General features: G+C 71.1%; 19 protein-coding genes. 6 read left to right on the forward strand and 13 right to left on the reverse strand.

The window, feature by feature from the left end; genetic code table 11:
* Positions 1-14: 14 nt before the first annotated feature.
* From HF024_RS16995 to HF024_RS17040, 10 genes are all read right to left on the reverse strand, one after another.
* Positions 15-827, reverse strand: a complete 813-nt coding sequence (locus tag HF024_RS16995) for a CoA ester lyase (protein ID WP_210723975.1) — start codon at positions 825-827, stop codon at positions 15-17.
* Positions 824-2,017, reverse strand: coding sequence for a CoA transferase (locus HF024_RS17000; RefSeq protein ID WP_085370559.1), 1,194 nt, complete (start codon positions 2,015-2,017; stop codon positions 824-826). The genes HF024_RS16995 and HF024_RS17000 overlap by 4 nt, the downstream gene beginning before the upstream one ends.
* Positions 2,014-3,987: an SUMF1/EgtB/PvdO family nonheme iron enzyme gene (locus HF024_RS19900; RefSeq protein ID WP_247597172.1), complete on the reverse strand. Its 1,974-nt coding sequence runs from the start codon at positions 3,985-3,987 to the stop codon at positions 2,014-2,016. Before HF024_RS19900 ends, HF024_RS17000 begins: the two co-directional genes overlap by 4 nt.
* Before the next feature lie 67 nt (positions 3,988-4,054).
* The gene (locus HF024_RS17010) at positions 4,055-5,020 is read right to left on the reverse strand and encodes a ribokinase (protein ID WP_168690370.1); all 966 of its coding nucleotides are present in this window, start codon (positions 5,018-5,020) and stop codon (positions 4,055-4,057) included.
* Positions 5,017-6,474, reverse strand: coding sequence for an ADP-ribosylglycohydrolase family protein (locus HF024_RS17015; protein WP_168690371.1), 1,458 nt, complete (start codon positions 6,472-6,474; stop codon positions 5,017-5,019). The genes HF024_RS17010 and HF024_RS17015 overlap by 4 nt, the downstream gene beginning before the upstream one ends.
* Positions 6,474-7,625 (reverse strand): ADP-ribosylglycohydrolase family protein, encoded by a 1,152-nt coding sequence (locus HF024_RS17020; protein WP_168690372.1) that lies wholly within the window; start codon positions 7,623-7,625, stop codon positions 6,474-6,476. The genes HF024_RS17015 and HF024_RS17020 overlap by 1 nt, the downstream gene beginning before the upstream one ends.
* 65 nt (positions 7,626-7,690) lie before the next feature.
* The gene (locus tag HF024_RS17025) at positions 7,691-8,986 is read right to left on the reverse strand and encodes a sugar ABC transporter substrate-binding protein (protein WP_085370563.1); all 1,296 of its coding nucleotides are present in this window, start codon (positions 8,984-8,986) and stop codon (positions 7,691-7,693) included.
* Positions 8,987-9,042: 56 nt separating this feature from the next.
* Entirely contained in the window at positions 9,043-9,987 is a 945-nt protein-coding gene (locus HF024_RS17030) for a carbohydrate ABC transporter permease (RefSeq protein ID WP_179150844.1), read from the reverse strand.
* Complete coding sequence (locus tag HF024_RS17035) at positions 9,984-10,940, reverse strand: sugar ABC transporter permease (protein WP_168690373.1); 957 nt, start codon at positions 10,938-10,940, stop codon at positions 9,984-9,986. Before HF024_RS17035 ends, HF024_RS17030 begins: the two co-directional genes overlap by 4 nt.
* Complete coding sequence (locus tag HF024_RS17040; RefSeq protein ID WP_168690374.1) at positions 10,937-12,028, reverse strand: LacI family DNA-binding transcriptional regulator; 1,092 nt, start codon at positions 12,026-12,028, stop codon at positions 10,937-10,939. The genes HF024_RS17035 and HF024_RS17040 overlap by 4 nt, the downstream gene beginning before the upstream one ends.
* A gap of 139 nt (positions 12,029-12,167) precedes the next feature.
* On the opposite strand from HF024_RS17040, the gene HF024_RS17045 reads away from it, so the two are divergent.
* The 3 genes from HF024_RS17045 (at position 12,168) to HF024_RS17055 (ending at position 14,210) form a co-directional block, all read left to right on the forward strand.
* Positions 12,168-12,440, forward strand: a complete 273-nt coding sequence (locus tag HF024_RS17045) for a DUF2277 domain-containing protein (protein WP_085370566.1) — start codon at positions 12,168-12,170, stop codon at positions 12,438-12,440.
* Positions 12,441-12,538: 98 nt separating this feature from the next.
* Complete coding sequence (locus HF024_RS17050) at positions 12,539-13,015, forward strand: GNAT family N-acetyltransferase (protein ID WP_168690375.1); 477 nt, start codon at positions 12,539-12,541, stop codon at positions 13,013-13,015.
* A gap of 52 nt (positions 13,016-13,067) precedes the next feature.
* Positions 13,068-14,210 carry a trypsin-like peptidase domain-containing protein gene (locus tag HF024_RS17055; protein WP_168690376.1) on the forward strand — a complete coding sequence of 381 codons (1,143 nt, stop codon included), beginning with the start codon at positions 13,068-13,070 and terminating at the stop codon, positions 14,208-14,210.
* A 3-nt stretch (positions 14,211-14,213) separates the two neighbouring features.
* On the opposite strand, the gene HF024_RS17060 is transcribed toward HF024_RS17055, so the two are convergent.
* Positions 14,214-14,972 carry an IclR family transcriptional regulator gene (locus HF024_RS17060; RefSeq protein WP_168690377.1) on the reverse strand — a complete coding sequence of 253 codons (759 nt, stop codon included), beginning with the start codon at positions 14,970-14,972 and terminating at the stop codon, positions 14,214-14,216.
* 193 nt (positions 14,973-15,165) lie between these two features.
* Here HF024_RS17060 and hutH point away from each other — a divergent pair, with 193 nt between their 5' ends.
* From hutH to hutI, 3 genes are read left to right on the forward strand one after another with little or no spacing between them, the layout of a single operon-like run.
* On the forward strand, positions 15,166-16,713 hold the full coding sequence (hutH, locus tag HF024_RS17065) for a histidine ammonia-lyase (protein ID WP_168690378.1): 1,548 nt from the start codon (positions 15,166-15,168) through the stop codon (positions 16,711-16,713).
* 50 nt (positions 16,714-16,763) lie between these two features.
* Positions 16,764-18,419, forward strand: coding sequence for a urocanate hydratase (hutU, locus tag HF024_RS17070; protein ID WP_168690379.1), 1,656 nt, complete (start codon positions 16,764-16,766; stop codon positions 18,417-18,419).
* Positions 18,420-18,421: 2 nt separating this feature from the next.
* Entirely contained in the window at positions 18,422-19,645 is a 1,224-nt protein-coding gene (hutI, locus tag HF024_RS17075) for an imidazolonepropionase (protein ID WP_168690380.1), read from the forward strand.
* A gap of 23 nt (positions 19,646-19,668) precedes the next feature.
* On the opposite strand, the gene HF024_RS17080 is transcribed toward hutI, so the two are convergent.
* The gene (locus HF024_RS17080; protein WP_168690381.1) at positions 19,669-20,580 is read right to left on the reverse strand and encodes an arginase family protein; all 912 of its coding nucleotides are present in this window, start codon (positions 20,578-20,580) and stop codon (positions 19,669-19,671) included.
* Positions 20,581-20,856: 276 nt separating this feature from the next.
* Positions 20,857-24,327 carry an efflux RND transporter permease subunit gene (locus HF024_RS17085; protein ID WP_168690382.1) on the reverse strand — a complete coding sequence of 1,157 codons (3,471 nt, stop codon included), beginning with the start codon at positions 24,325-24,327 and terminating at the stop codon, positions 20,857-20,859.
* Between the last annotated feature and the right edge of the window lie 114 nt (positions 24,328-24,441).

Here is a 24,441-nt window from a genome sequence, read left to right on the forward strand (position 1 = left end):
TCCGCGGCTCTGCCTCAGCGGCCGGGCTGCGCGGCGAGGATGCCGCGGGCGCGGCCGAGCATGGCCGGATCGACCATCTCTCCGGAGTCCAGCGTCGCCACCCCTCCGCGGTCCACCGCGGCGAGCACGGCGCGCGCCCACGCCAGGTCGGCCTCGCTCGGCGCGAACACGGCAGCGATCACGGCCAGCTGGCTGGGGTGCACGGCCGTGCGGCCGAACCAGCCGAGTCGCGCCCCGCGCTCGGTGTCGGCGCGGAGGCCGTCGAGATCCCGGATGTCCGGGTACGCGGACAGCATCGGCGCCGGCAGCCCGGCCGCGCGGGCGGCGAACAGCAGGCGCGTCCGCGCGTAGTCGATCACGGTGGCGTCCCTGCTGCCGACGTCGCTCGCGAGGTCCGACTCCCCGAGGGCGAGCGACACGACCCGGGGATGCGCGGCGATGGCCCCGGCGTTCTCGACCCCGAGCGCGGACTCCACCAGGGCGGCGACGGGCAGGTCTCCCGCGACGGCGACCACCCTGTCGATGTCCGCGGCGCTCTCCACCTTCGGCACCCGCAGCTCGACGGCGACGCCGAGGTCGCGCAGCGCGGCGAGCTCGTGGTCTGCTCCGGCGTTCACCCGCACCTGGACGAGCGGACCACCGGATGCGCGCCCGCGCAGCCACGCCGTGACAGCATCCAGCGCCACCGGCTTCGCCTCCGGTGCGACCGCGTCCTCCAGGTCGAGGATGACGAGGTCCGCTCCCGTGGCGACCGCCTTGTCGAAGCGGTCCGGCCGGTCGCCCGGCACGTACAGGCCGGTGACGATCCGTCGCTCGTCCGTCGTCATCGCACGACCCCCTTCTCCCTCAGTGCGTCCAGCTGTTCCCTGGTCACGCCGATCTCCGCGAGCACGTCGTCGGTGTCCCGGCCGTGCTGCCGTCCCGCCCAGCGGATCGCGCCCGGCGTCCCGGAGAGCCGGAACAGCACGTTCTGCATCTTCACCGGCCCGAGTTCGTCGTCGTCGACCGTCTGCACGGTGCCGATCGCCTGGTATTGCGGGTCGGAGAGGATGCCGCGCACGTCGTAGACCTGCGCGATGGCGGCCTGCGCCTCCTCGAACTCGCGGACGACCTCCTCGGTGGGGCGGGCCGCGATCCAGGCGGCGACCGCCGCATCCAGTTCGTCGGCGTGCTCCGCCCGGCTGTGCCCGGTCGCGAACCACGGTTCGTCGATCACGTCCGGCCGCCCGACCAGCCGCATCACGCGCTCCGCGATGGACTGCGAGCTGGTGGACACCGCCACCCAGTCGCCGTCCGCCGTGCGGTAGACGTTGCGGGGCGCGTTGTTGACCGAGCGGTTTCCGGTGCGCGGCTGCACGGCGCCGAGCTGGTCGTACGCGGTGATCTGCCCGCCGAGCAGCATCAGGATCGGCTCGATGATGGCGAGGTCGATCACCTGCCCGTGCCCGTCGCGCTCCGCAGCGCGCAGCGCGACCATCACGGCGTACGCGGTGGACAGCGCGGCGATGCCGTCTGCCAGCCCGAACGGCGGGAGCGTCGGAGGGCCGTCCGGCTCGCCGGTGAGCGCCGCGAAGCCGCTCATCGCCTCCGCCAGGCTGCCGAACCCCGGCCGCCCGGAGTACGGGCCGAACTGGCCGAACGCGGTGACCCGCGCGATCACGAGCCGCGGGTTGGCCGCGTGCAGCGCATCCGGGCCGATGCCCCAGCGTTCGAGGGTCCCCGGCCGGAAGTTCTCGATCAGCACGTCGGCGTCCGCGGCGAGCGCGAGCAGCAGCTTCGCGCCCTCCGGCGATCCGAGATCGATCGTGACCGTGCGCTTGTTGCGCCCGAGCGTCTTCCACCAGAGGTTCACGCCGTCCTTCGCCGGGCCGTGCCCGCGGGCGGCATCCGGCCGGGTGGGATGCTCGACCTTGATCACGTCGGCGCCGTAGTCGCCGAGGAAGGTCGCGGCGAGCGGCCCGGCGAACAGGGTCGACACATCCAGGACGCGGAGGCCGTCGAGGGCGGGCGCGGTCATCGGTCGCCCTCCAGGTCCCCCGCTACGTCCCACGCCAGCCGGAAGCCGATGCTGCTGGAGCGCTCGACGCCGAGGCCGGGAAGCAGGAACTTGAGGCTGAACGTCGCGTCACGTCGTCCGCCGTCGGTGTACCAGTCCGAGCCGGTCGTGACGTGGTCGCTGCCGCCCTTCAGCATCACGAACCGGGTGATGCCGTCGGTGTGCTCGCTCTCCGTCCAGTTCCACACGGCCGGTTCGGCCCTGCCGAATCCGGGCTGCTCGGCCGCGAGCTGCCACTCGAACTCGTCGGGGAGCCTGGCGCCCGCCCAGGCCGCGTATGCGCGGGCGTCCGCCAGCGAGACGCCGGTCACCGGTGCAGCGCCGGAGGCGGCGCCGACCAGAAACCGATCGGCGACCAGCGGCCGGTATCCCGTCTCCGACACGAACGCGCCGAACTCGGCCGCCGTGACCTCGCGGGCCGCGACGGCGACGCGTCCGCGGATCGTGACGGTCAGCGTCTCGCTCCGGTCGTCGTGCAGCCGGGGAGGCAGCGGCTTCCACTCCTCCACATACGGCGCCCCCTGGTAGAAGCCCGTCTCGCGGCGGCGGAAGGTCACGGTCAGCTCGCGCGTCCCCTGCTCGACGACGACCGCATCCACCGGGATGCGCGTGGCAGGCGCGAGCGCGGGAACCGTGCGCACCGCCTCGCGCGCCGGGAACCGCGCGGCGTCTGCTTCGTTGTCCGCGGCAGTGTCCGCGACGGCAGCCAGCAGCAGCGAGTCCGGATGCGCGCCCCCGGCAGCGACCTCGATCACCCCGGTCACACCCCGCGCGGGCACCCGCACCGTCGTCACGTCGGCCACGCCCGCGGTCACGTCGTGCCTGCGCGCACCCGCAGCCACGGGCTCGGCGAGGGGATCGCCCGTCCAGTCGGTGTCCCCGCGGTTCACGACCGTCCAGAGCGTCACGCCGTCCGCAGCGAACCGGGACACGTAGACCCCGGCCGCCAGCGCGGCCTCCGTCGCACCGAGCAGCGGCGACCACTCGCCGTCCACCAGCACGTCGCCGTACGCCCGCTGCACCCGGAGCATCCTCCGCAGAGTGGCCTTGTCGCGCTCGCTCCAGCCGACCCACACCCCGAAGACCGCGTCCCACACCAGCAGACCGGTGCCGTTCATCCACGCAGACTGGAGCTCGTCGCTGTGGTCGCGGTTCCAGCGGCGGGTCGAGTGCATCATGTGCCTGCGCTCGAACCAGTGCGCCCGCATCACGCCGGGCGCCGTCGAGTCGGAGAACCACTGCGCCCAGCTCAGCTGGTGGTCCTGGATGCGCTGGTTCGGCACCCGGGATTCGCCCTCCAGCACCTGCGGGGGCGTGGCCTGCAGCAGGGCGTCGATGAGGCGGGCGTCTCCCTCTTTCATCGTGTCGAGGAAGACGCCGTCGACACCGAGCTCCCCGACGATCGCCGCCAGCTCCTCCGGGTCGGCGTGCTGGGCGCGGCGCGTGCCGGTGTCCCAGGGGTTGTAGTCGATGAACACGCGGACGCCGCGGTCGTGGAAGGCCGCCACCACCGCATCCAGCCCAGGCACGTCCCGGTAGAAGTCGAACTGGTTGCGGTCGTCGATGCCGATGACCGGGTACGCGTGCCAGAGCACGACGCCGTCGAAGCCGCCGTGGTCCGCTGTCGCCGCGAGGAAGGCGTCGACCGTGAACTGCTGGCGTTCGTGGTCGAACAGCCGTTCGTCCCAGAGCCAGATCTGCGCGACGCTGTACGCGCGGCGGGCCCAGCCTGTCTCCGCGCGCTCGTACACGGCGCCGTCGTAGTCGAGACGGGACCGGGCCTCGTCGCGCCAGGCGGCCAGGTCGGAGCGCCAGGCCGGCCAGTCCGCCGGATCGTCGGGGGCCGCGAATACCTTGGCGATGTCGCCCACCGCCGGGTCGATGGCGCCGCCGCGCGGCAGCACGGTCGGCCGGTCGATCGCGCGCGGCACCAGCGGATCGAAATCGTTGGTGTTCTCCTCGTCCGGGTCGAACGCGGCGACGGGAACGGGAGCCTGGTCAGCTGGCCGAGTGGAAATCGTGAATCTCCTCGAGAGTGGGGATGGACGGAACGGCGCCTGCGCGCTGTACAGAGAGAGCGGCTGCGACCGTCGCGAACTCGGCGGCGCGCACGAGCGTGCCAAGGTCGGGGCGGGCGCCGGCTGTGCCTCCGGATTGCTCGGCGGGGCCGCGGCGGCGGTCGAGCTCGGCGACGAGGGCGCCGCAGAAGGTGTCGCCCGCTCCTGTCGTGTCGACGGCCTGGACGCGGAGCCCCGCGACGTGTGCAGGCGGCTCGTCCGGCACGCGCACGACCGCGCCCTGGGCGCCGAGCGTGACGATGACGGCGATGCGCAGCCTGCTGAGCACCCCGGCGAGGTCTTCGCCGCTGGCGTCGTGCACGGGCTCGCCGGACAGTTCGGCGGCGAGGTGCGCCGCCTCGTGCTCGTTCACCACGAGCACGTCCACGTCGCCCAGCAGAGCGGAGGGCAGCGACCGGATGGGCGCGGCGTTGAGCACCACGGTCGTCCCCGCGGCGTGCGCGACGGCTGCGGCCTCGGCCACGGTGGCGAGCGGCGTCTCGAGCTGCAGCAGGAGCACGTCGGCCGCCGCGACGAGGTCGCGCTCCGCCTGGTCGAGGCCGTCGAGCATCCCGTTGGCTCCTGAGTCGACGACGATGGCGTTCTCCGCTCCGTCGTCGACGGTGATGATGGCGGTGCCGGTCGGGGCATCCACCCGGCGAGCGCGCAGGTCGACCCCCGCGTCGGCGAGACTCGCGATAAGCCGCTCGGCCGCAGCATCCCTGCCGAGCGCGACGACGAACGCCGACGGAGCACCCGCCCTGGCCGCAGCGATCACCTGGTTGTTGCCCTTGCCGCCCGGAGCGGAGTCCGACCCGAGCGCGAGCACCGTCTCGCCGGGCGACGGGATGCGCTCGACGCGGTAGACGAGATCCAGGTTGGCGCTGCCGACGACCACGACGCTCATCGCGTGCGCTCCGTGCGCTCCGTGCGCTCCCCGCCCTCCGCCAGGCGCAGGGTGCGCTCGGCGAGGTCGCTGAACCGCACGCCGGAGAACCCGGGAACGCTGGTGGCGAGGGTGTCGTGCAGCGGGTCGATCCAGCGCGCGGGGAGCGCGCGGGCACCGGTGACGGCTCCCGCGATGGATCCGGCGGTCGCGCCGACGGAGTCCGTGTCCCAGCCGCCGCTGACCGCCAGAGTGATCGTCCGCTCGAAGTCGCCTGCGCCGCGGGTGAGCGCGAACGCCAGCACGGCGGAGTTGCCGAGCACGTGCACCCAGTGCAGGTGCCCGAACTCGGCGTGCAGCGCATCCACGGCCGCCTCGTCGTCGAGGTCGCTCTCGCCGAGTTCGACGCCGCGACGGATGGCAGCGGCGTACCGGCTGCCGGTGGGCACGACAGACAGCCCTGCCTCGATCGCTCGGGTGACTCTGGTTTCGGCGACGCCGTCTGCGACGACCGCGGCCGAGCAGGCCGCCGCGGCGAACATCGCGCCGTAGACGCCGTTGCGCGCGTGGCTCAGGCGGGCGTCCGTCCAGGCGAGCCGTGCGGCGGCGACCGGGTCGCCCGGGTGCGCCCAGCCGTACACGTCGGTGCGGATCTGCGCGCCGATCCAGTCCCGGAACGGGTTGCGCGCGGCGGCGGCCTGCTCCGGCTCGTAGCCGTCGAGCAGGTTGCGGTAGACCACCCGCTCCGCGGTGAACACCCGGCCGCCCGGGAGGCTGTCCAGCCACGCCTGGGCGACGTCGTCGGTCGTGAAGGCGTCGCCCGAGCGTTCGAGCAGGCCGAGCGCGATCAGCGGGAAGTTCAGGTCGTCGTCCTCCGGCATCCCGTCGATGTTCTCGACGAGGCTGGTCGGGCGGCTGCGTCTGTTCCACGGGTAGCGCGCTGCGACCTCGGGGTCGAGCCCGACCTCGGTGAAGTACGACCGCAGCGGCCAGTTGCCCGTCGACCGCGCGATGGCCCTGATGCCCTCCAGCGAGATCTTCTCCACCGGCTTCCCCAGCAGGCATCCGGATGCACGGCCCAGCCAGGCGCCCAGGATGCGGTCGCCGAGGTCGCCGAGGGCGCCGGGGTCGGCGGGGTCGCCCGTGTCGTCGGGCCGGTCCGAGCGACCGCCGTCTGCCTCACCCGCGTCGCCGATCGGCGACGCCGCCAGGATCGCGTCGAGCGCATCCGGTTCCGCCGCGAGCAGCGCAGCCGGGTCGTCCCGCTCGTCGATCTCCGCCAGCAGCTCCCTGGCCAGCGCCACCAGCGCCGGGGGCGCAGGCTCCGCCGTCGCGCCGCTGACCGCCGCCGTCGGCGCGCCGCCCGCCGCCTCCCACCGCTCCCGAAGGTCGGCCACCGGCCGCCCGTCGAGCTCGGCGGCGACCAGCGCGTGCGGCAGCAGGTCCTCCGGCTGCGTCCAGCTGAGCCTGAGCACTACGCCACCTCGAGGTCGGCGGCGAAGGCGTCGCGCACGGACTCCACCGCACGGGCGCGGGCGGCGTCCGCCGCCCAGACCTCCCGTGCGACGGACGCGATGACCGGTCCCGTCGCCGTGATGTCCATCCGGCTGCCGTCGCTCACGCCGTCGATCCACTCGGAGGGCACCACGTCCACCCCGCCGAGAGCACCGGCGATCGAGCCGGCCATCACGGCGATCGAGTCGGAGTCCCTGCCGTAGTTGATCGAGCCGAGCACCGCCTCGCGGTAGTCGCCCTGCGCCGCCACGAGCATCCCGAGCGCCACCGGCAGTTCCTCGATCGACTTCGTCCTGCTCGGGATGCGCGCATCCTTCGCCGGCTGCCGGTACTGCGGGCCGACCGTGTCGAACGGCTCGACCGCGGCGCGGAGCGTGCCGAGGCCGGAGCGCCAGTCCGTCACCGTCGCCGCGGCCTCGACGACGGCCTCGATCGCGTCCCGGGTGCCGTCCTTCGCCAGCCGGAGCGCCGTCTCGACGACGCTCCCGACCGACGCGCCTGGACGTATCGCCTCTGCGACGGCCGCAGCGTAGACGCCCGCCGCCTCCCGGCCGTAGCTCGACTGGTGCGCGCCCGCCACGTCGATGGCCTCCGCGTACGCCGCATCCGGTGCCCCGGCGTTGACAATGCCGATGGGGGCGACGTACATGGTCGCGCCGCAGTTGACGATGTTGCCGACCCCGGCCTCGCGCGGGTCGATGTGCCCGTAGTGCAGCCTCGTCACCAGCCACTTCTCCGCGAGGAAGATGCGGTGCAGCAGCAACCCCTCCGACTCGAACTCCGGGATCCAGCGCTTCTCGCCGATCAGCAGCGGCACCAGGTGGTCGGCGATGGCGTACGCATCCAGGTGGTCGCGCACAGTGTCGTAGACGTCGACGAGCGCCGTGGTCATCAGGGTGTCGTCCGTGACGTGCCCGTCGCCCTTGTGGTACGGCGCGATCGGCCTGGCGTTGCGCCAGTCCTCCAGGAACGGCGGGACGATGCCGGTGATGAAGCCGTCGTAGCGCTCCTGGATGGCTTCCGGTGTGTTGCCCTCAGCCGCTCCTCCGAGCGCGTCGCCGACAGCCGCTCCCGCGAGTGCCCCCGTCGCCTTCATCACCAGCGCGTCCATCGATCCTTCTCCTTGTTTCCGTTGTTCTCTGTCGCCGTGGTCAGCAGGTCAGCAGGCCGGCCAGGTCAGCCGACGGCCGACCAGCCGTCCGTCAGCTGCTTCTTGAGCTCGTCCAGCGAGATCGAGTTGGCGAAGTACTTCTGCAGGGCGGGAGTCGCGTACTGGTCCTTCCACTGCGGGTAGTTCGTCGCCCCCTGGAACGGTGCGGCCTTCAGCGCCTCGCCCGACTTCAGGATGGCCTCCCAGCCGTTCTTGCCGGAGGTGTCCTTCGCGACCTGGTCGCGCGCGGCGGCCGATGCCGGGATCAGCCAGTCGCCCTCTGCGAGCTTCGCCTGGTTGGCCGCATCCATGAAGTAGTTGATGAACTTCGCGGACTGCTCGATGTGCTTGCTCTGCGCGGAGACGGACATCGTCTGCGGGTTGGCCGCCTGCGCAGTGCCGTCCGAGCCGGCCAGGGGCGGGAGGACGGCCCAGTTGAAGCCGGCGGGCGCGGACTCGGTGATCTGCTGAGCGACGTAGTTGCCGCCGACGTACATCGCGTACTTGCCACCGAAGAAGCCGGGAAGCACATCCGTGCCGCTCTGCGTCAGCGAGGTCGGGTCGAGCGACTTGTCCGTGTACGCCATCTCGTTGATGCGCTTCGGCACCTGCAGCTCGTCGTCGCCGACCTTGATCGTGGACTTGCCGTCCTTGTTGGTGAAGAAGGTACCGTCGAAGCCGAGCGCGAGGTTCATGACGGTGGCGGTCGGCTGCTTCAGACCCCATCCCGTGCCGAAGTTGCCGCCGGAGGTGAGCTTCTTCGACAGGTCTTGGAAGTCGTCCCAGCTGAGCGTCTTGCCGCTCGGGATCTCGGCGCCCGCCGCCTTGATCGCGTCGGTGTTGGCGAAGACCACGTACGACTGCAGCAGCGTCGGCGCCGCCACGATCTTCCCGTCTCCGGTGGTGACCGAGCTCCAGACGTCCTTGGAGACCTGCTTCTTGACGTCGGCGTCGAGGTATTTGCTGAGGTCGGCGAGGTAGCCCTGGTTGGCGAAGCCCATGATGTCCGCCGACTCGTCGTGGATGATGTCCGGGGCCGTTCCGCCCTGGAACTGGGTGACCAGCTGGTCGTGCACGTTGTCCCAGCTGCCCTGGCGGAGCTTCACCTGGATATCTGGGTTCTTCTTGTTCCAGGAGTCCACGATCTCCTTCGTCGCGGCGACCGTGGTGTCCTGGTAGGCCAGCGACTGGAAGGTCAGGGTGACCTTGCCGCCGCTGGAGGCGTCGGAGCTGCCAGACGTGGAGCATCCGGACAGTGCGAGCGACGCGGCCACGATGCCGGCAACCGCAACGCCCAGGCGGGCGAAGGTTGTTGTGCGCATTGCACACCTCTTTCTGTTGATTCGACTCTCGATGTGGTGGGGGTGATGCGGGTGTTCTAGCCCTTGACGGCTCCGCTGAGGAGACCGGACGTGAGGCGTTTCTGGATGAGCATGAAGAAGACCAGGCTCGGGATGGTCGCGAGCAGCGAGGCGGCGGCGAGCTGCCCGAGCTGCACCTGGCCCTCCGCACCGACGAAGCGGGCGAGCGCCAGCGGCAGGGTCTGCAGGTTGGGGTCCTGGATGAGCACCAGGGCGAAGAAGAACTCGTTCCACGCCGAGATGAACGTGAACAGGCTGGTGGCGACGAGCCCGGGCGCGAGCAGCGGGAGCACGATGGATCGCAGCGTGCGGAACCGGGTGGCTCCGTCCATCGCTCCGGCCTCTTCGAGCTCGACGGGGATGCCGGCCACGTAGCCCTGCAGCATCCAGAGCGCGAACGGCAGCGACCACACCGTGTAGACGAGGATCAGCCCGAACAGGCTGTTGATGAGGCCGATGTTCTTCAGCACCAGGAACAGCGGAATGATGATCAGGATGAACGGGAAGACCTGGCTGAGCAGGATCCAGCCGGTCGCGAGCCCGCGCAGCTTGGTGCGGAACCGGGCGAGCGCGTATGCGGCAGGCAGTGAGATGAGCGTCACCAGCACCGTGGTGCAGACGGCGACGATCAGGCTGTTGCCCGCGGCCGTGAACAGGTTGGCCTTCTCGATCGCCTGCGCGAAGTTGTCCCAGTTGAGCGTGGACGGGAAGAACCCGGGGTTCGGCGACTGCAGCTCGCGCGGGGTCTTGAACGCGGCCGTCAGCAGGAACAGCAGGGGGAACCCGAGGAAGACGATGTACGCGAACAGCGCGAGGTACTGCAGCGGGCGGCCGATCATCCTGCCGCGGCGCAGCGAACCGCTCTGAGACGACTCCGGCTTACGGCCGCCCTGGCGCTGGCGCTGGACCTGGTGCTGGCCCTCCGCCGCTGTGTTCTGGATGCTGGTGTTCGTGGCGCTCATGAGTTCCGGCTCCTCATCTGGCCGTGCAGGTAGGCGAACAGGAAGATCGCGATCACCACGACCATCACGTTGCCCATCGCGGCGGCGTACCCGAAGTTGCCGTACCGGAACGCCTCGTTGTACGCGAACAGCATCGGCAGCATCGTCGTGCCTCCCGGCCCGCCCGCCGTCAGCACGTAGACGAGGGCGAACGAGTTGAAGTTCCAGATCAGGTCGAGCGTGGTGATCGCGACGATGATCGGGCGAAGCGCAGGCAGGGTGACGTGCCAGAACCTGCTCCACGTGCCCGCGCCATCGATGGCGGCGGCTTCGAGCAGCTCGGTCTGCACGCTCTGCAACCCGGCCAGCAGGGTGATGGTGGTCTGCGGCATCCCGGCCCAGACGCCCACGATGATCACCACGGGCAGGGCGATGGATGCGTTCCCCAGCCAGTTGATGTCGCTCGGCAGCCCGACGGCCTTCAGCATCTGGTTGATCGGCCCGTAGCTCGGGTTCAGCATCAGGCGCCACATGATCGCGATGATCACCGGGGGCATGGCCCACGGCACGAGGGCGAGCGTGCGGGCCAGCCAGCGCAGCCGGAGATTGAGGTTGAGCAGCAGGGCGAGGCCGAGCGAGGCGAGGAACTGCAGGATCGTGACGCTGAACGCCCAGACCAGCCCGATGCCGAACGAGTTCCAGAACAGCTGGTTGGAGCCGAGCTTGACGTAGTTGTCGACGCCGTTGAAGTTGACGGGCAGGTTCAGTCCGGCGCGCGCGTCGGTGAAGCCGAGGAAGATGCCCTGCACCAGCGGGTAGACGCTGAACAGCACGACGGGGATGAGCGCGGGAAGGACGAGCAGCCAGGCGTCGCGGCCGCTTCCGCCCGCCGGTCCGCCGCGGTTGCGGCGGCGGCGCTTCGGGGTCTTGGCTGCGTCGCCGGGAGCGAGGATCACGGGGGCGGAGGTCGTCATGCCTGCACCTCCTCGGTGGTGGCTGTGTCGGGGGCGGGGGCGACGGGGGCGATGGCGACGGGGGCGTCGGTGTTCTTGCCTCCGACGACGGACGACTCGCGCACCGAGAGGGTCGGCTCGATCACCACCTGCTTGACCGCAGCATCCGGGTTGGCGAGGCGACGCAGCAGCAGCTTCGCCGCCGCCTTCGCACGCTTGCCGGAACCGAGGTCGACGCTGGTGATGGACGGGTTGGCGAGCTCGGCGGCGTCCGTGTCGTCCATGCCGACCACGGCCACGTCCTCCGGAACGCGCACGCCGCGGCTGGTCAGTTCTTTCAGCGTCGCGACGGCGAGGAGGTCGTTGGCGCAGACGATCGCATCCGGGGTCGACTGCCGCAGCAGCTTCGCGGCGGCTTTGCGCCCGGCCTTGTACGTGAAGTCGGACGCCGCGACCTGCACGTCGGCGCTCGTGCTGAGTCCGAAGCGCTCGATCGCAGTCAGGTACCCGCTGAGACGGGCGGCGCCAGGAACGGTGTCGACGGGGCCGTTGACGAAGGCGATCCGCTTGCGTCCCTGGCCGACGAGATGCTCGACGGCCAGGCCGATGCCCGCGACGGAGTCGGCGCGCACGTTGTCGAGTTCGACGCCCGCCGGGAGTGAACCGATGATGACGATGGGGAGGCGGCTGGCGCGCAACGCATCCACCAGGGGCTCCGTCACGCGCAGCGGGCTGAGCAGGAGCCCGTCGACGAACCCGCGGTTGAGGCTGCTGAGCAGGTCGATCTGGTCCTGCGGGTCGTTGCCGGTCGAGGAGAGCACGAGGCGGTAGCCCGCCTTGGAGACGACGCGGGAGACCTCGTGCATCATCGCCACGTAGACGGGGTTTCCGACGTCGGCCACGGCGAACGAGATCTGGTCGGTGCGACCGACCTTGAGGGAGCGTGCTGTGGCGTCCGGGACGTAACCGAGCGCATCCGCCGCTTCGCGCACCTTCGCGGTGAGCTGGGGAGAGGCCGGCAGTCCGTTGAGTACCCGGGAGACCGAGGCGATCGAGACTCCCGCGCGCTCCGCCACGAGGACGAGCGTCGACTTCCTGCTCTCAGCCATGGTGCTCCCTGCATCTTCGAAGGTGGGTTTCGTAAACGTTTACAAGAACGTTTACAGAGACTATAGGCGCTCGCCTCGCCACCTGCAAGCCGAGCAATCGCCCGACCATTCGGCGCAGCGGCGGCGTACCCTGGTCGGCATGTGCCGGAACATTCACACGCTCCACAACTTCGAACCGGCCGCGACGAGCGACGAAGTCCACGCGGCCGCCCTGCAGTACGTGCGCAAGATCAGCGGAACGACCAAGCCGTCGAAAGCCAACGCAGAGGCCTTCGACCGCGCCGTCGCCGAGATCGCCCACCTCACGCAGCACCTCCTCGACGACCTCGTCACCAACGCGCCGCCGAAGAACCGGGACGAGGAGGCCGCGAAGTTGAAAGAGCGGTCGGCCAGGCGGTTCGCCGCGGCCTGAGGCGTCGGCGCGCGCATCCACCCGGTGCGCTGCGCGTCCGCCGTGCGCGCTGCTCGGCGCGCATCCGCTGCCGCCGCGGGCTCGGTACGATCGTGGGCATGCACACCGCGATCGCCGCAGAACCACCTCGCACGCCCGACGTGGAGGAACTGCTGCGCCTCGGCGACGAGTTCACCTTCGCGCTGTACCCGGCGGACAGCTGCTACCTGCTCGACGTGTCTGAGCTGGAGGCGCCCGGTGTGACCGTGCTCGTCGGCCGCGACGAGACGGGACGCGCGATCGGCATGGCCGCCCTCGTCGTGAAGCCCGACGGTTCCGCCGAGCTCAAGCGCATGTTCGTCCACCCGGATGCGCGGGGCCGCGGCCTCGCCTCCTCTCTCCTCGCCGCCGTGGAGGGCGCAGCGGTGACGGCCGGTGTCGAGACCCTGCAGCTCGAGACGGGTCCGCTGCAGGATGCGGCGATCGCGCTGTACGAGCGCAACGGGTACGCGCGCATCCCGAACTTCGGGCCGTACGTGGGCGACCCGCACTCCGTCTGTTACGCCAAGCGGCTCGCGGAGGCCCGTGTTCTCTAGCGTCGGCGACGCCTGAGCGCTAGCCTGGCGCCATCGAGGGAAGGGGCCGGCGATGAGCGACGAGACGAGGGGCGCGACGCCGCCCGGTGACGACGGTCTCAGCAACACCCCATCCGTCACCCCATCCGGCACCCCCTCCGCCACCGGCCGCGCCTGGCTGATCGCCGGCTTCGTGACCGCCGCAGCCCTCATCCTGATCGCCGGCGGTTTCATCGCCGGGACCGTCACCACCGTCGCGCTCTCCTCCGGTGCGGCCGGCAGCTGCAACGCCGCCGCGGTCGCCGACCGGGTGCTGCCGAGCATCGTCACCATCAACGTCGTCGGCGCGACGGGTTCGGGGACGGGCAGCGGGCAGGTCATCAGCAGCGACGGCTACATCCTCACCAACAACCACGTCATCTCCCCCGCCGCCTCCGGCGGGAAGCTGACCGTGCGGTTCAGCGACGGCCACACCGCAGACGCCACCCTCACCGGCCGCGACCCGAAGACCGACCTCGCCGTCATCAAGGTGGAGGACGAGAAGTCGCTGTCCGTGATCGCCATCGGCGACTCCGGCCGCCTCGTGGTCGGGGAGCCCGTGGTCGCCCTCGGCGCCCCGCTCGGCCTGTCGAGCACGGTCACCGCTGGCATCGTGAGCGCGCTCGGCCGCACCGTTCCCGTGCCGAGCGACGACGATCGCAACGCCATCCTGGTGGGTGCCATCCAGACGGACGCGTCGATCAATCCCGGCAACTCCGGCGGCGCGCTCGTCGACTGCGACGGCCGCCTGGTCGGCGTCAACTCGGCCATCGCGACCGTTCCCGGCGAGGACGGCCAGCGCAGCACCGGCAGCGTCGGGATCGGGTTCGCCGTCCCGCAGGCGCTGGCCATGCCGATCGCGAAGGAGCTCATCGACACCGGCAGTGTCAGTTACCCGACAGCCGGGCTGGATGCGGTCCCCATCCCGCACGCGGTCGCCCAGCACTACGGGTTGAGCGACGGATTGTTCGTCCAGTCGGTGGTCCGCGGAGGCCCAGCCGCGAGCGCGGGCATCCGTCCCGGCGACATCATCACCACCATCGACGGAGCGCCGGCGGTCAGCATCGACGTGCTCACCGCCATCCAGGTCACCAGCAAGCCGGGCGACACCGTGAAGGTCGAGTTCGAGCGCGCGGGCGAGCGCCGCACCACGACGGTGACGCTCGCGGAGGGGTAGCGGTCAGCTGCCCCGGATGCGCCGCGACAGCTCCGCGGCCGCGTCCGCCACCCGGGAGGCCAGCGCATCCCACTGGTTCCGCGCTATATTCTCTCGCGGGAATGTGACGGCGATTCCCGCCGCCGGCCACCCGGCGTGGTCGCGCACGGGCACCGCGACCGAGGCGAAGCCGGGCGTCACCTCGCCGTCTTCGGTCGCGTAGCCGCGCTCGCGCACTTCGGCGACGACCCGCTTCAACTCTCCGTAGGTGTGCGGACCCGCGCCGGTGCGGTCTTCGAACGCGGCAGCATCCGGATAGAGCGCGCGCAGCTGTCCGGCCGGGAGCGTGGCGAGCAACGCCCTGCCGCTCGCGGTGAGGTGACTCGGCAGGCGGACGCCCACATCCGTCACCAGACGCGGGCGGCGCGGCGCGCGCTCCTCGACGATGTAGACGACGTCTCGCCCGTGCAGCACGGCCACGTGCCCCGACTCGCCGATCCCGTCGACCAGCGAAGCCAGGATCGGACGGCCCAGCCTGCTCAGCGGCTCCTGCCGCGAGAACGCCGAGCTGAGCTCGTACGCGGCGACCCCGAGCCCGTACCGCTTCGCCTCCGGGAAGTGCAGCACGAACCCGTGATCGCCCAGCACCGTCAGCAGGTGGTAGACCGTCGACCGTGGCAGCCCCAGCGCCGCGGCCACCGTCGCCGCCGGCACCGGCCCGCGCTGCGCGCTCAAGTACTCCAGTATCCGCAGCGTGTTCTCCGCCGCCGGCACCTTACTCACGCGCCCCTCCCCTTCCGTCTGTCCGTCCTCCCGCACCTCAAACAATCGAGTCCGAACTTATGCACGCGACACGCCGGGTTCGGGCGTGAACAACTTCGGACTCGATTTCTGCGCCGCGGGTATGTCTGGGATACCGGACGGGGATGACTCTACAGCCGGGACGCGCGCCCGCGCGAGGGAGTGAGATCGGATCATGCTCCACACCACGCACACCGTCACCGTCGGCGCCCATCCGCTCAGCGTCGCCGATGTGGTCGCCGTCGCCCGCCACGGCGCGGACATCGTCCTCGAACCGGAGTCCCTCGACCAGGTCGAAGCCTCGCGCGCCATCGTCGAAGCCCTCGCCGACGACGTCGAACCGCACTACGGCATCTCCACCGGGTTCGGCGCGCTCGCGACCACGTTCATCCCGAGCGACCGCCGTGCCCAGCTGCAGGCGAGCCTGGTCCGTTCGCACGCTGCCGGCTCCGGCCCCGAGGTCGAGCGCGAGGTCGTCCGCGCGCTCATGCTGCTGCGCCTGTCCACCCTGATGACCGGCCGCACCGGCGCCCAGCGCACCACCGTCGAGACGTACGCCGCCCTGCTCAACGCGGGCATCACCCCGGTCGTGCGGGAGTACGGCTCTCTCGGCTGCTCCGGCGACCTCGCACCGCTGGCCCACTGCGCCCTCGCGGCGATGGGCGAAGGCCAGGTGCGGGTCGACGGAGAGCTGCTGGACGCATCCACAGCCCTGGCTGCTGCGGGAATCACCCCGGTCGTCCTCGCCGAGAAGGAGGGCCTGGCGCTCATCAACGGCACCGACGGGATGCTCGGGATGCTCGCCCTCGCGATCCACGACCTCACCGCGCTGCTCCGCACGGCAGACATCGCCGCGGCGATGAGCGTGGAGGCCCTGCTCGGCACGGACGCCGTCTTCGCCGAGGACCTGCAGCGGTTGCGCCCGCAGCACGGCCAGTCCGTCGCCGCCGCGAACCTGCGCTCGCTGCTCACCGGGTCTCCGATGGTCGCCAGCCACAAGGGTCCGGAGTGCACCAGGGTGCAGGATGCGTACTCGCTACGCTGCGCCCCGCAGGTGCACGGTGGCGCGCGCGACACTCTCGCGCACGCCACCATCGTCGCCGAGCGCGAACTCGCCTCCGCGATCGACAACCCGGTGCTCACCCTCGACGGCCGGGTCGAGTCCAACGGCAACTTCCACGGGGCGCCGGTCGCGTACGTGCTCGACTTCCTGGCGATCGTCGCCGCCGATGTTGCCAGCATGTCGGAGCGTCGCACGGACCGGTTCCTCGACCCCGCCCGCAACCAGGGCCTCACCCCGTTCCTCGCGCACGAGGTCGGCGTCGACTCCGGGCTGATGATCGCGCAGTACACCGCGGCGGGCATCGTCTCCGAGTTGAAGCGGCTGGCGTCCCCGGCGTCCGTCGACTCCATCCCGTCGTCCGCGATGCAGGAGGACCACGTCTCGATGGGCTGGGCGGCGGCCCGCAAGCTGCGCCGCTCGGTCGACGGCCTCGGCAGGGTGCTCGCGATCGAGATCATGACGGCCGCGCGCGGCGCAGACCTGCGTCGGCCGCTCCTCCCCGGTGCGGCCACCGGGGCCGTCATCGCCGAGGTGCGCGACGTGGTCGCGGGACCGGGATCCGACCGCTACCTGTCGCCGGAGATCGAGGCGGTCGTCGCGCTCGTACAGTCCGGCCGCGTGCTCGCAGCGGTGGAGAGCGTCACAGGGCCGCTCGGCTGAGCCCATCCATATCCACCACCGACTTTCCGCTCACCGACGAGGAGACAGCAATGCAGGGAGCACGAGAGGTCCGCGCCCCGCGCGGCACCACCATCAGCGCGAAGAGCTGGCAGACCGAGGCGCCGCTCCGGATGCTCATGAACAACCTCGACCCGGACGTCGCCGAGCGCCCGGACGACCTGGTCGTCTACGGGGGCACCGGCCGCGCGGCGCGCAGCTGGGAGGCGTTCGACGCGATCGTCCGCACCCTGCGCGACCTGGAACCGGATGAGACGCTGCTCGTGCAGTCCGGCAAGCCGGTCGGCGTCTTCCGCACCCACGAGTGGGCTCCGCGCGTGCTGATCGCCAACTCGAACCTCGTCGGCGACTGGGCCACCTGGCCGGAGTTCCGCCGCCTCGAGGCGCTGGGCCTCACGATGTACGGCCAGATGACGGCCGGATCGTGGATCTACATCGGCACCCAGGGCATCCTGCAGGGCACGTACGAGACGTTCGCCGCCGTCGCGGCGAAGAGGTTTGACGGCACCCTGGCCGGCACGATCACCCTCACCGGCGGGGCGGGCGGCATGGGCGGAGCGCAGCCCCTCGCCGTGACCATGAACGAGGGCGTCGTGCTCATCGTGGACGTCGACGAGACCCGCCTGCAGCGTCGCATCGACCACGGCTACCTCGACGAGCTCGCCACCGGCCTGGACGACGCCGTCGCGCGGGTGGTCGCGGCGAAGGAGGCGCGCATCCCGTTGTCGGTGGGCCTCGTGGGCAACGCGGCGACGGTCTTCCCAGAGTTGCTGGCGCGCGGCGTGCCGATCGACGTGGTGACCGACCAGACCAGCGCGCACGACCCGCTCAGCTACCTGCCGGAGGGCTACACGGTGGAGGAGTGGCACGACGCGGCGGCGGCCGACCCGGAGGGCTTCACCACCGCATCCCGCGCGTCGATGGCCAAGCACGTGGAGGCGATGGTCGGATTCCAGGATGCTGGCGCCGAGGTCTTCGACTACGGCAACTCGCTCCGCGCGGAGGCCCGGCTCGGTGGGTACGAGCGCGCGTTCGACTTCCCCGGCTTCGTGCCCGCATACATCCGGCCACTGTTCGCGGAGGGCAAGGGACCGTTCCGCTGGGCGGCGCTCTCCGGGGACCCGGCCGATATCGCGGCGACCGACCGCGCCATCCTGGAGCTGTTCCCCGACGACGAGCACCTGCACCGCTGGATCACGCAGGCGAGCGAGAAGGTGCACTTCGAGGGCCTGCCCGCGCGCATCTGCTGGCTCGGCTACAAGGAACGCCACCTGGCCGGCCTGAAGTTCAACGAGATGGTCGCGAGCGGCGAACTCTCCGCCCCCATCGCCATCGGCCGCGACCACCTCGACTCCGGCTCCGTCGCCTCCCCGTACCGCGAGACGGAGGCGATGGCGGACGGCTCGGACGCGATCGCCGACTGGCCGCTGCTCAACGCCCTGCTGAACACCGCATCCGGCGCCACCTGGGTGTCCATCCACCACGGAGGCGGCGTCGGCATCGGCCGGTCCATCCACGCCGGACAGGTGATCGTCGCCGACGGCACGCCGCTCGCCGCCGAGAAGATCGAGCGCGTGCTGGTCAACGACCCGGGCACGGGCGTGATGCGGCACGTGGATGCCGGGTACGAGCGGGCGGTGGAGGTCGCGGAAGAACGCGGCCTGCGCATCCCGATGCGGGAGGGGTGAGGATGCGTACCGTTGGTGGTGCTGTGGGTGGTGCGGGTTCATCCACCCTGCTCGTGACCGGAATCGGCGAGCTGGTCACCAACGATCCGGCCAGGCCCGGGATGCTCGGGCTCGTGCCGTCTGCATCCCTCCTGGTGGCCGATGGCCGCGTGGTGTGGGCGGGCGCATCCGGTGCACTGCCCCCGGATTCCGCAGACCTGGCCGCCACCGCCGAGGTGCTGGACGTCGGCGGGGCAGCGGTCATCCCGGGTTTCGTCGACAGCCACACGCACCTCGTCTTCGGCGGTGACAGGGCCGCCGAGTTCGAGGCGAGGATGTCCGGGCAGCCGTATACCGCCGGCGGCATACGCAGCACGGTGGCTGCCACGCGCGCCGCCACGGACGCCGAGCTGTCCTCCCGCCTCGACGCCTTCGTGGCCGAGTTGCACGCTCAGGGCACCACGACCTTCGAGATCAAGAGCGGCTACGGCCTCACGGTCGACGACGAGGCCAGACTGCTGCGCCTCGCCGAACGCGTGACGCCGGAGACCACGTTCCTCGGCGCCCACGTCGTCCCGGCCGAGTACGCCGACGATCCCGAGGCATACGTCGAACTGGTCGTCGGCCCGATGCTCGACGCGTGCGCACCCCACGCACGCTGGATCGACGTGTTCTGCGAGACGGGCGCCTTCACGCCGGAGCAGTCCCGCCGCATCCTGTCGGCCGGCGCATCCCGCGGGCTCGGCGTGCGCGTCCACGCCAGCCAGCTCGCCCCCGGCCTCGGCGTCGCCGTCGCGGTCTCCCTCGACGCGGCGAGCGTCGACCACTGCACCCACCTCACGCCCGACGACATCGCCCGGCTGGCCGCCTCCCGCACGGTCGCGACGCTGCTGCCCGGCGTCGAGTTCTCCACCCGCCAGCCGTACCCGGATGCGCGCCGCCTCCTCGACGCGGGCGTCACCGTGGCCCTGGCGAGCGACTGCAACCCCGGCTCGTCGTTCACGTCGTCGATGCCGTTCTGCATCGCCGTCGCGGTGCGCGACATGGGGATGACGCCCGCCGAGGCGCTGTGGGCGGCGACCGCAGGAGGCGCTGCCGCGTTGCGCCGCGACGACGTCGGACACCTCGCGCCGGGCGCCCGTGCCGACTTCGCGGTGCTGCGCGCGCCCGGGTACGTGCACATGGCGTACCGGCCAGGGGTGCCGCTGGTGGCGGCCACGTATCGGGCCGGGGTGCGGGTGGGGTGACGGGCGCGCTGCTCGGGTGAACCTCAGCCGCGCAGCGCCAGCCCCGCCGCGACCTCCAGCACTAGCAGCGCCGCCAGCCGGACGGTGCGTCCATCCGGGGCGTCGGCCGTCGCATCCACCTCGGCGACGTCCGCTGAGCGCACGGCCCGGGATGCGCCCGCCAGCCTGGCGAAACGCCGCAGCTCCCACGCGGCCAGTCCTCCCGGCACCGACGCCGGGCAGCCGGGCGCGACCGACCGGTCGCACACATCCACGTCCAGGTCGACGTGCACCGGCCCGCCGGCCGCGCCGGCGATCTCGAGCGCCTCGGCCATCACGTCGTCGATCGGCCGCGCGTGCAGCGCATCCCGGGGCACGACCGTGATGCCGTACGCCTCCGCCCGCGCTGCGTACGCGGGCGAGTTCGCGAAGTCGGCGATCCCGATCTGCACCACTCTCCGGCCGTCCAGCCCGGCCTCGACCAGCCGGCGCACGGGCGACCCGTTGGAGACGCCGTCGCGCAGGTCGTGGTGCGCGTCGAGCGTGATCAGCCCGGCGGTCGGCAGCGCGTCGCCCCAGGCGCCGAGGGCGGCGGGAACGGTGAGCGCGTTGTCTCCCCCCACCGCAACGGTGACGCGCGACCGGCTGACCGCGTCCGCCATCGCGGCGATGGCGCGCCCTTCGCCCTCCGGCCCGTCGGGTTCGTCGACGTCGCCGGCGTCGGCGAACGCCAGCCGCTCCACCTCAGACCCCGGCACGAACGCCGCGTAGTAGCGCACCGCCTCCCGAACCGCTGCCGGCGTCTCCCCCGCTCCGGTCGCCGACAGCGACGTGCGCCAGGTCGGAATGCCGAGAAACGCCAGATCGACCGCCTCATCGCCGGGGATGCCGTCAAGCGACGGCCACGCCCCAGCGCGGGGCCATAGGGGGTCGACGGACAGCTGACGCGTGCTCATACCGCGACGCTAGCAACCCGGTCGCTCCTCCGGGCGGTGGGGCGGCGCCCCGCGTCTGGTATCTCGGACGCGACCCTCTCCGCGAGATGCCAGTAACTGCGCCGCATCCCGGGCGTTTCGCGACAGTTACTGGCATCTCGCGCGCGCGGGAGGCGCGGGAGCCAGTGGATGCGAGAACCGGCCGGATGCGAGACCCCGGGCACGAGACCCCGGGCACGAGACCCCGGGCGCGCGCGAACGGGCCGGACTCCGAGGAGTCCGGCCCGTTCGTGGCCGCTAGCGCTGCTGGCCGCCTGCGGGCGCCGTCCAGACGGGCGGCGCTGCCGCCGGGCCGCCGGATCCAGGGCCACCGGACTCGCCCGGCCCTCCGGGCGCACCCGGCGCACCCGGCGCGCCGGGGCCCCCGTCGCCGCCGCCGGTACCGCTCCCGCCAGCTCCGTCACCCGAGCCGGCATCCGGCCCTCCGGCCGCTGCGGCCTTCCGGGCGCGCTTCGCCGCCCGGCGCTCGCGCGCGCCCTCGACGAGGTTGTAGAGCGTCGGCAGCACCACGAGGGTGAGCAGCGTGGACGAGACCAGGCCGCCGATCACCACGATGGCGAGCGGCTGCGAGATGAAGCCGCCGTGGCCGGTGAGGCCGATCGCCATCGGGGTGAGGGCCGCGATGGTCGCGAGCGCCGTCATCAGGATCGGGCGCAGACGGCGGGAGGCGCCGTGCGCCACCGCCTCCGGCACGGACATCCCGCGTCTCCTGTACTGGTTGACCAGGTCGATGAGGACGATCGCGTTCGTCACCACGATGCCGATCAGCATCAGCACACCGATCAGCGACGCGACGCCGAGCGGGATGCCCGAGATGATCTGCAGCGCGATGGCGCCTGTCGCCGCGAACGGCACGGAGACCAGGAGCAGCAGCGGCTGGCGCAGCGACCGGAACGTCGCCACCATCACGATGTAGACGATCAGGATGGCCGCGAGCAGCGCGATCCCGAGCTGCGAGAACGCGTCCGACTGGCTGGAGGAGACTCCGCCGATCTTGGCCGTGGCCCCGGACGGCAGGTTCGCGTCCTTGAGCGCCGTGGTCACCGCGGCGTTCGCGGTGCCGAGGTTGTCGGTGGCCGGGGTGGCCGTGACCGTCGAGGTGCGCAGGCCGCGCTCGGTGGTGACCGTGGACGGACCGTTGGTCTCCTCGACCGACGCCAGTGTGCTCAGCGCAACCGGACCGGTGACCGTCGGAATCTGCAGGTCGGCCAGCTGGGCGACCGTCGACGGCGGGTTGTCGCTCTGGATGTAGATGTTGAGCGTCGTGTTGTCGAGTGCGACGGAACCGGCCTGCGTCGGCTGCATGGCCTGCGACACGATGCCGCCGACGGCGACCTCGCTCAGACCGGCCGCTGCCGCCTTGGAACGGTCGACGTTCACCGCGACGTACGGAAGCGACGCGCTGAGGTTGTCCGTGACCTGCTTGACCGAGTCCTGCTTCTTGACCTCGGCGACGACCGCATCCGTCGCCTTCTGCAGGTCTTCGTTGCTGGTGGCCGTGATGTCGATCTCGATATCGCTCGATCCGCCGAACCCGCTCTGCGCGGAGACGACGATGTCGCCCTGGTCCTTCACCGCCGCGAGCTCGTCCTCGATGGTGCTCTTCAGCGCATCCTGGTCGGCATCCGGGTCGGTGGTCACCGAGAACGTGGTGTTGCCGCCGCCGCCGGTGAACGCGGCCTGCAGGGATGCCCCGCTCGACCCGATCGAGACCTGCACCGTCTTGACGCCCTTGGTGTCGATGAGCTTCTGCTCGACCACCTTGGATGCGTCGTCCTTCGCCTGCAGGGAGGTGCCCGGCGCGAGAGTCTGCGTGATGGTGAGCGTGTTCTGGCCCGTGGATCCGAGGAAGTTCGTCTTCATCAGCGGGGTGAGCGCCAGCGTTCCGACGAGCACGACCACCGCGATGAGCACGGTCGCGACCGAGTGCTTCAACGTCCAGTGGATGATCGGAAGGTAACCGCGCTGCAGTCGCGACGGGTGCTCCAGCTCGTCCTCGCCGGCGGCCATCGCCTCCTCGATCGACAGGTGCGATGCGTCGGACGCCTCGACACCACCCTCGTGCTTGCGCGCCTTCGGCGGGCGGAGGAACCAGTAAGCGAGCACCGGCACGATCGTCAGCGAGACGAGCAGCGACGACAGCAGCGCGATGGTCACGGTGAGCGCGAAGGGCCGGAACAGCTCGCCGGTCACGTCGCCGACGAACGCCAGCGGCAGGAACACGGCGACGGTGGTGATGGTGGATGCGGTGATCGCCCCCGCCACCTCGCGCACGGCCTTGACGATGGTCGCCGCTCTGTCGACGCCGGCGACGAGCTGTCTCTTGATGTTCTCGATGACCACGATGGAGTCGTCGACCACACGGCCGATGGCGATGGTCAGCGCGCCGAGCGTGATGATGTTGAGCGTGTAGCCGGTCGCCCACATCACGATGAAGGTGATGAGCACGCTGGTCGGGATCGAGATCGCGGTGACCAGGGTGGAGCGGATCGACAGCAGGAAGATCAGGATGACGATCACGGCCATCAGGAGGCCGAGCAGGCCCTCCTCGGTGAGCGAGTTGATCGACTGGGTGATGAACGGCGCCTGGTCGAACACGACGGTGATCTTCGCGCCGTCGCCGAGCTTCGTCTGCAGGTCGTCGATCAGGGCGCTGACGCCGTGCGAGACCTCGACCGTGTTCGCGGACGGCAGCTTGGTGACGGCGATGGTGAGCGCCGGCTTGCCGTCGACGCGCGAGATGGAGGTGGTGGGGTCGTCGGTCTTCTGCACCGTCGCGACGTCGCCGATGGTGGGCGGGGTGGCTGCTGCGGTTGCAGCGGCGGCCGCGGCTGCGTCGGCTGCGCCCGTGGAGCCGGTCGCCCCGGCACCGGCAGCGCCAGCGCCCGCACCTGCGGCGGCACCCGCGCCTGCACCAGCACCTGCGCCTGCGCCTGCGCCGGATGAGCCAGCACCGGATGCACCCGCCGACCGGATGAGTGGAAGCCCGGCGATGTCGTCGATCGAGCTCAGCTTCGCCCCGGACTGCACGGAGAGCGTCTTGCCATTCTCGGTGATCGAACCGCCCGGGATGAGGACGCCGTTCTGCTGCAGCGCATCCTTGATCGACTGGCTGGTCACGCCGGCGGCGGCGAGCTTGGCACTGTCCGGGGTGATGGTGATGCGCTGGCCGACCTCGCCGACGAGCTGGGCGTCGTTGACGCCGGAGACGTCTTTGATGTCGGGGATGACCAGCTTGGTGATCTTGTCGGCGAGCGCGCGCGAGTCCTGGTCGCTGGTGACGGCGAGCTGGATGACGGGGAAGTCGTCGATGCTGCCGGAGAACACCTGCGGGTCGACGTTGCTCGGCAGCGTGGACTTGATGCGGTTGATCGCCTGATCGATCTTCTGCTCTGCGGTCGCGAGGTCGGTGCCGTAGGTGAACTTCGCCGTGATGATCGACTGGTTGGTGCTGCTCACCGCCGACGTGCTCTCGAGGTCGGGCACGCCCTGGATGGCCGTCTCGACCGGCGTGCTCACGTCGTTGTTGACCACCTCGGGCGATGCGCCGGGGTAGCTGGTGATGATCGCGAGCTGCGGGAACGAGATGGTCGGCGCGAGCTCCTGCTTGAGGTTCGTCAGCGCCAGGCCGCCGAACACCGCGGCCACGATCGTGACGAGCGCGATCAGCGCGCGGTTCTTCATACTCAGGACGGCGAGGAAATGCACAGTCTTTTCCCTTGACAGAAAGTGGATGCGAGACGCGCGGCACCACAGCCGCCCGCAAAGTATCTCATTGCAGCCTGTGCAAGTTCCTCATGCCCTGGTACGACTTCGGGGTGG

Origin of the sequence: Leifsonia sp. PS1209, from assembly GCF_012317045.1 — a bacterium.
GTDB lineage: Bacteria > Actinomycetota > Actinomycetes > Actinomycetales > Microbacteriaceae > Leifsonia.

Coding starts and splice junctions, on each gene's coding strand:
- HF024_RS16995 (WP_210723975.1), bottom strand. CDS start 827: ATGACGACGGACGAGCGACGGATCGTCACCGGCCTGTACGTGCCGGGC.
- HF024_RS17000 (WP_085370559.1), bottom strand. CDS start 2,017: ATGACCGCGCCCGCCCTCGACGGCCTCCGCGTCCTGGATGTGTCGACC.
- HF024_RS17010 (WP_168690370.1), bottom strand. CDS start 5,020: ATGAGCGTCGTGGTCGTCGGCAGCGCCAACCTGGATCTCGTCTACCGC.
- HF024_RS17020 (WP_168690372.1), bottom strand. CDS start 7,625: ATGGACGCGCTGGTGATGAAGGCGACGGGGGCACTCGCGGGAGCGGCT.
- HF024_RS17025 (WP_085370563.1), bottom strand. CDS start 8,986: ATGCGCACAACAACCTTCGCCCGCCTGGGCGTTGCGGTTGCCGGCATC.
- HF024_RS17030 (WP_179150844.1), bottom strand. CDS start 9,987: ATGAGCGCCACGAACACCAGCATCCAGAACACAGCGGCGGAGGGCCAG.
- HF024_RS17035 (WP_168690373.1), bottom strand. CDS start 10,940: ATGACGACCTCCGCCCCCGTGATCCTCGCTCCCGGCGACGCAGCCAAG.
- HF024_RS17040 (WP_168690374.1), bottom strand. CDS start 12,028: ATGGCTGAGAGCAGGAAGTCGACGCTCGTCCTCGTGGCGGAGCGCGCG.
- HF024_RS17045 (WP_085370566.1), top strand. CDS start 12,168: ATGTGCCGGAACATTCACACGCTCCACAACTTCGAACCGGCCGCGACG.
- HF024_RS17050 (WP_168690375.1), top strand. CDS start 12,539: ATGCACACCGCGATCGCCGCAGAACCACCTCGCACGCCCGACGTGGAG.
- HF024_RS17055 (WP_168690376.1), top strand. CDS start 13,068: ATGAGCGACGAGACGAGGGGCGCGACGCCGCCCGGTGACGACGGTCTC.
- hutH (WP_168690378.1), top strand. CDS start 15,166: ATGCTCCACACCACGCACACCGTCACCGTCGGCGCCCATCCGCTCAGC.
- hutU (WP_168690379.1), top strand. CDS start 16,764: ATGCAGGGAGCACGAGAGGTCCGCGCCCCGCGCGGCACCACCATCAGC.
- hutI (WP_168690380.1), top strand. CDS start 18,422: ATGCGTACCGTTGGTGGTGCTGTGGGTGGTGCGGGTTCATCCACCCTG.
- HF024_RS17080 (WP_168690381.1), bottom strand. CDS start 20,580: ATGAGCACGCGTCAGCTGTCCGTCGACCCCCTATGGCCCCGCGCTGGG.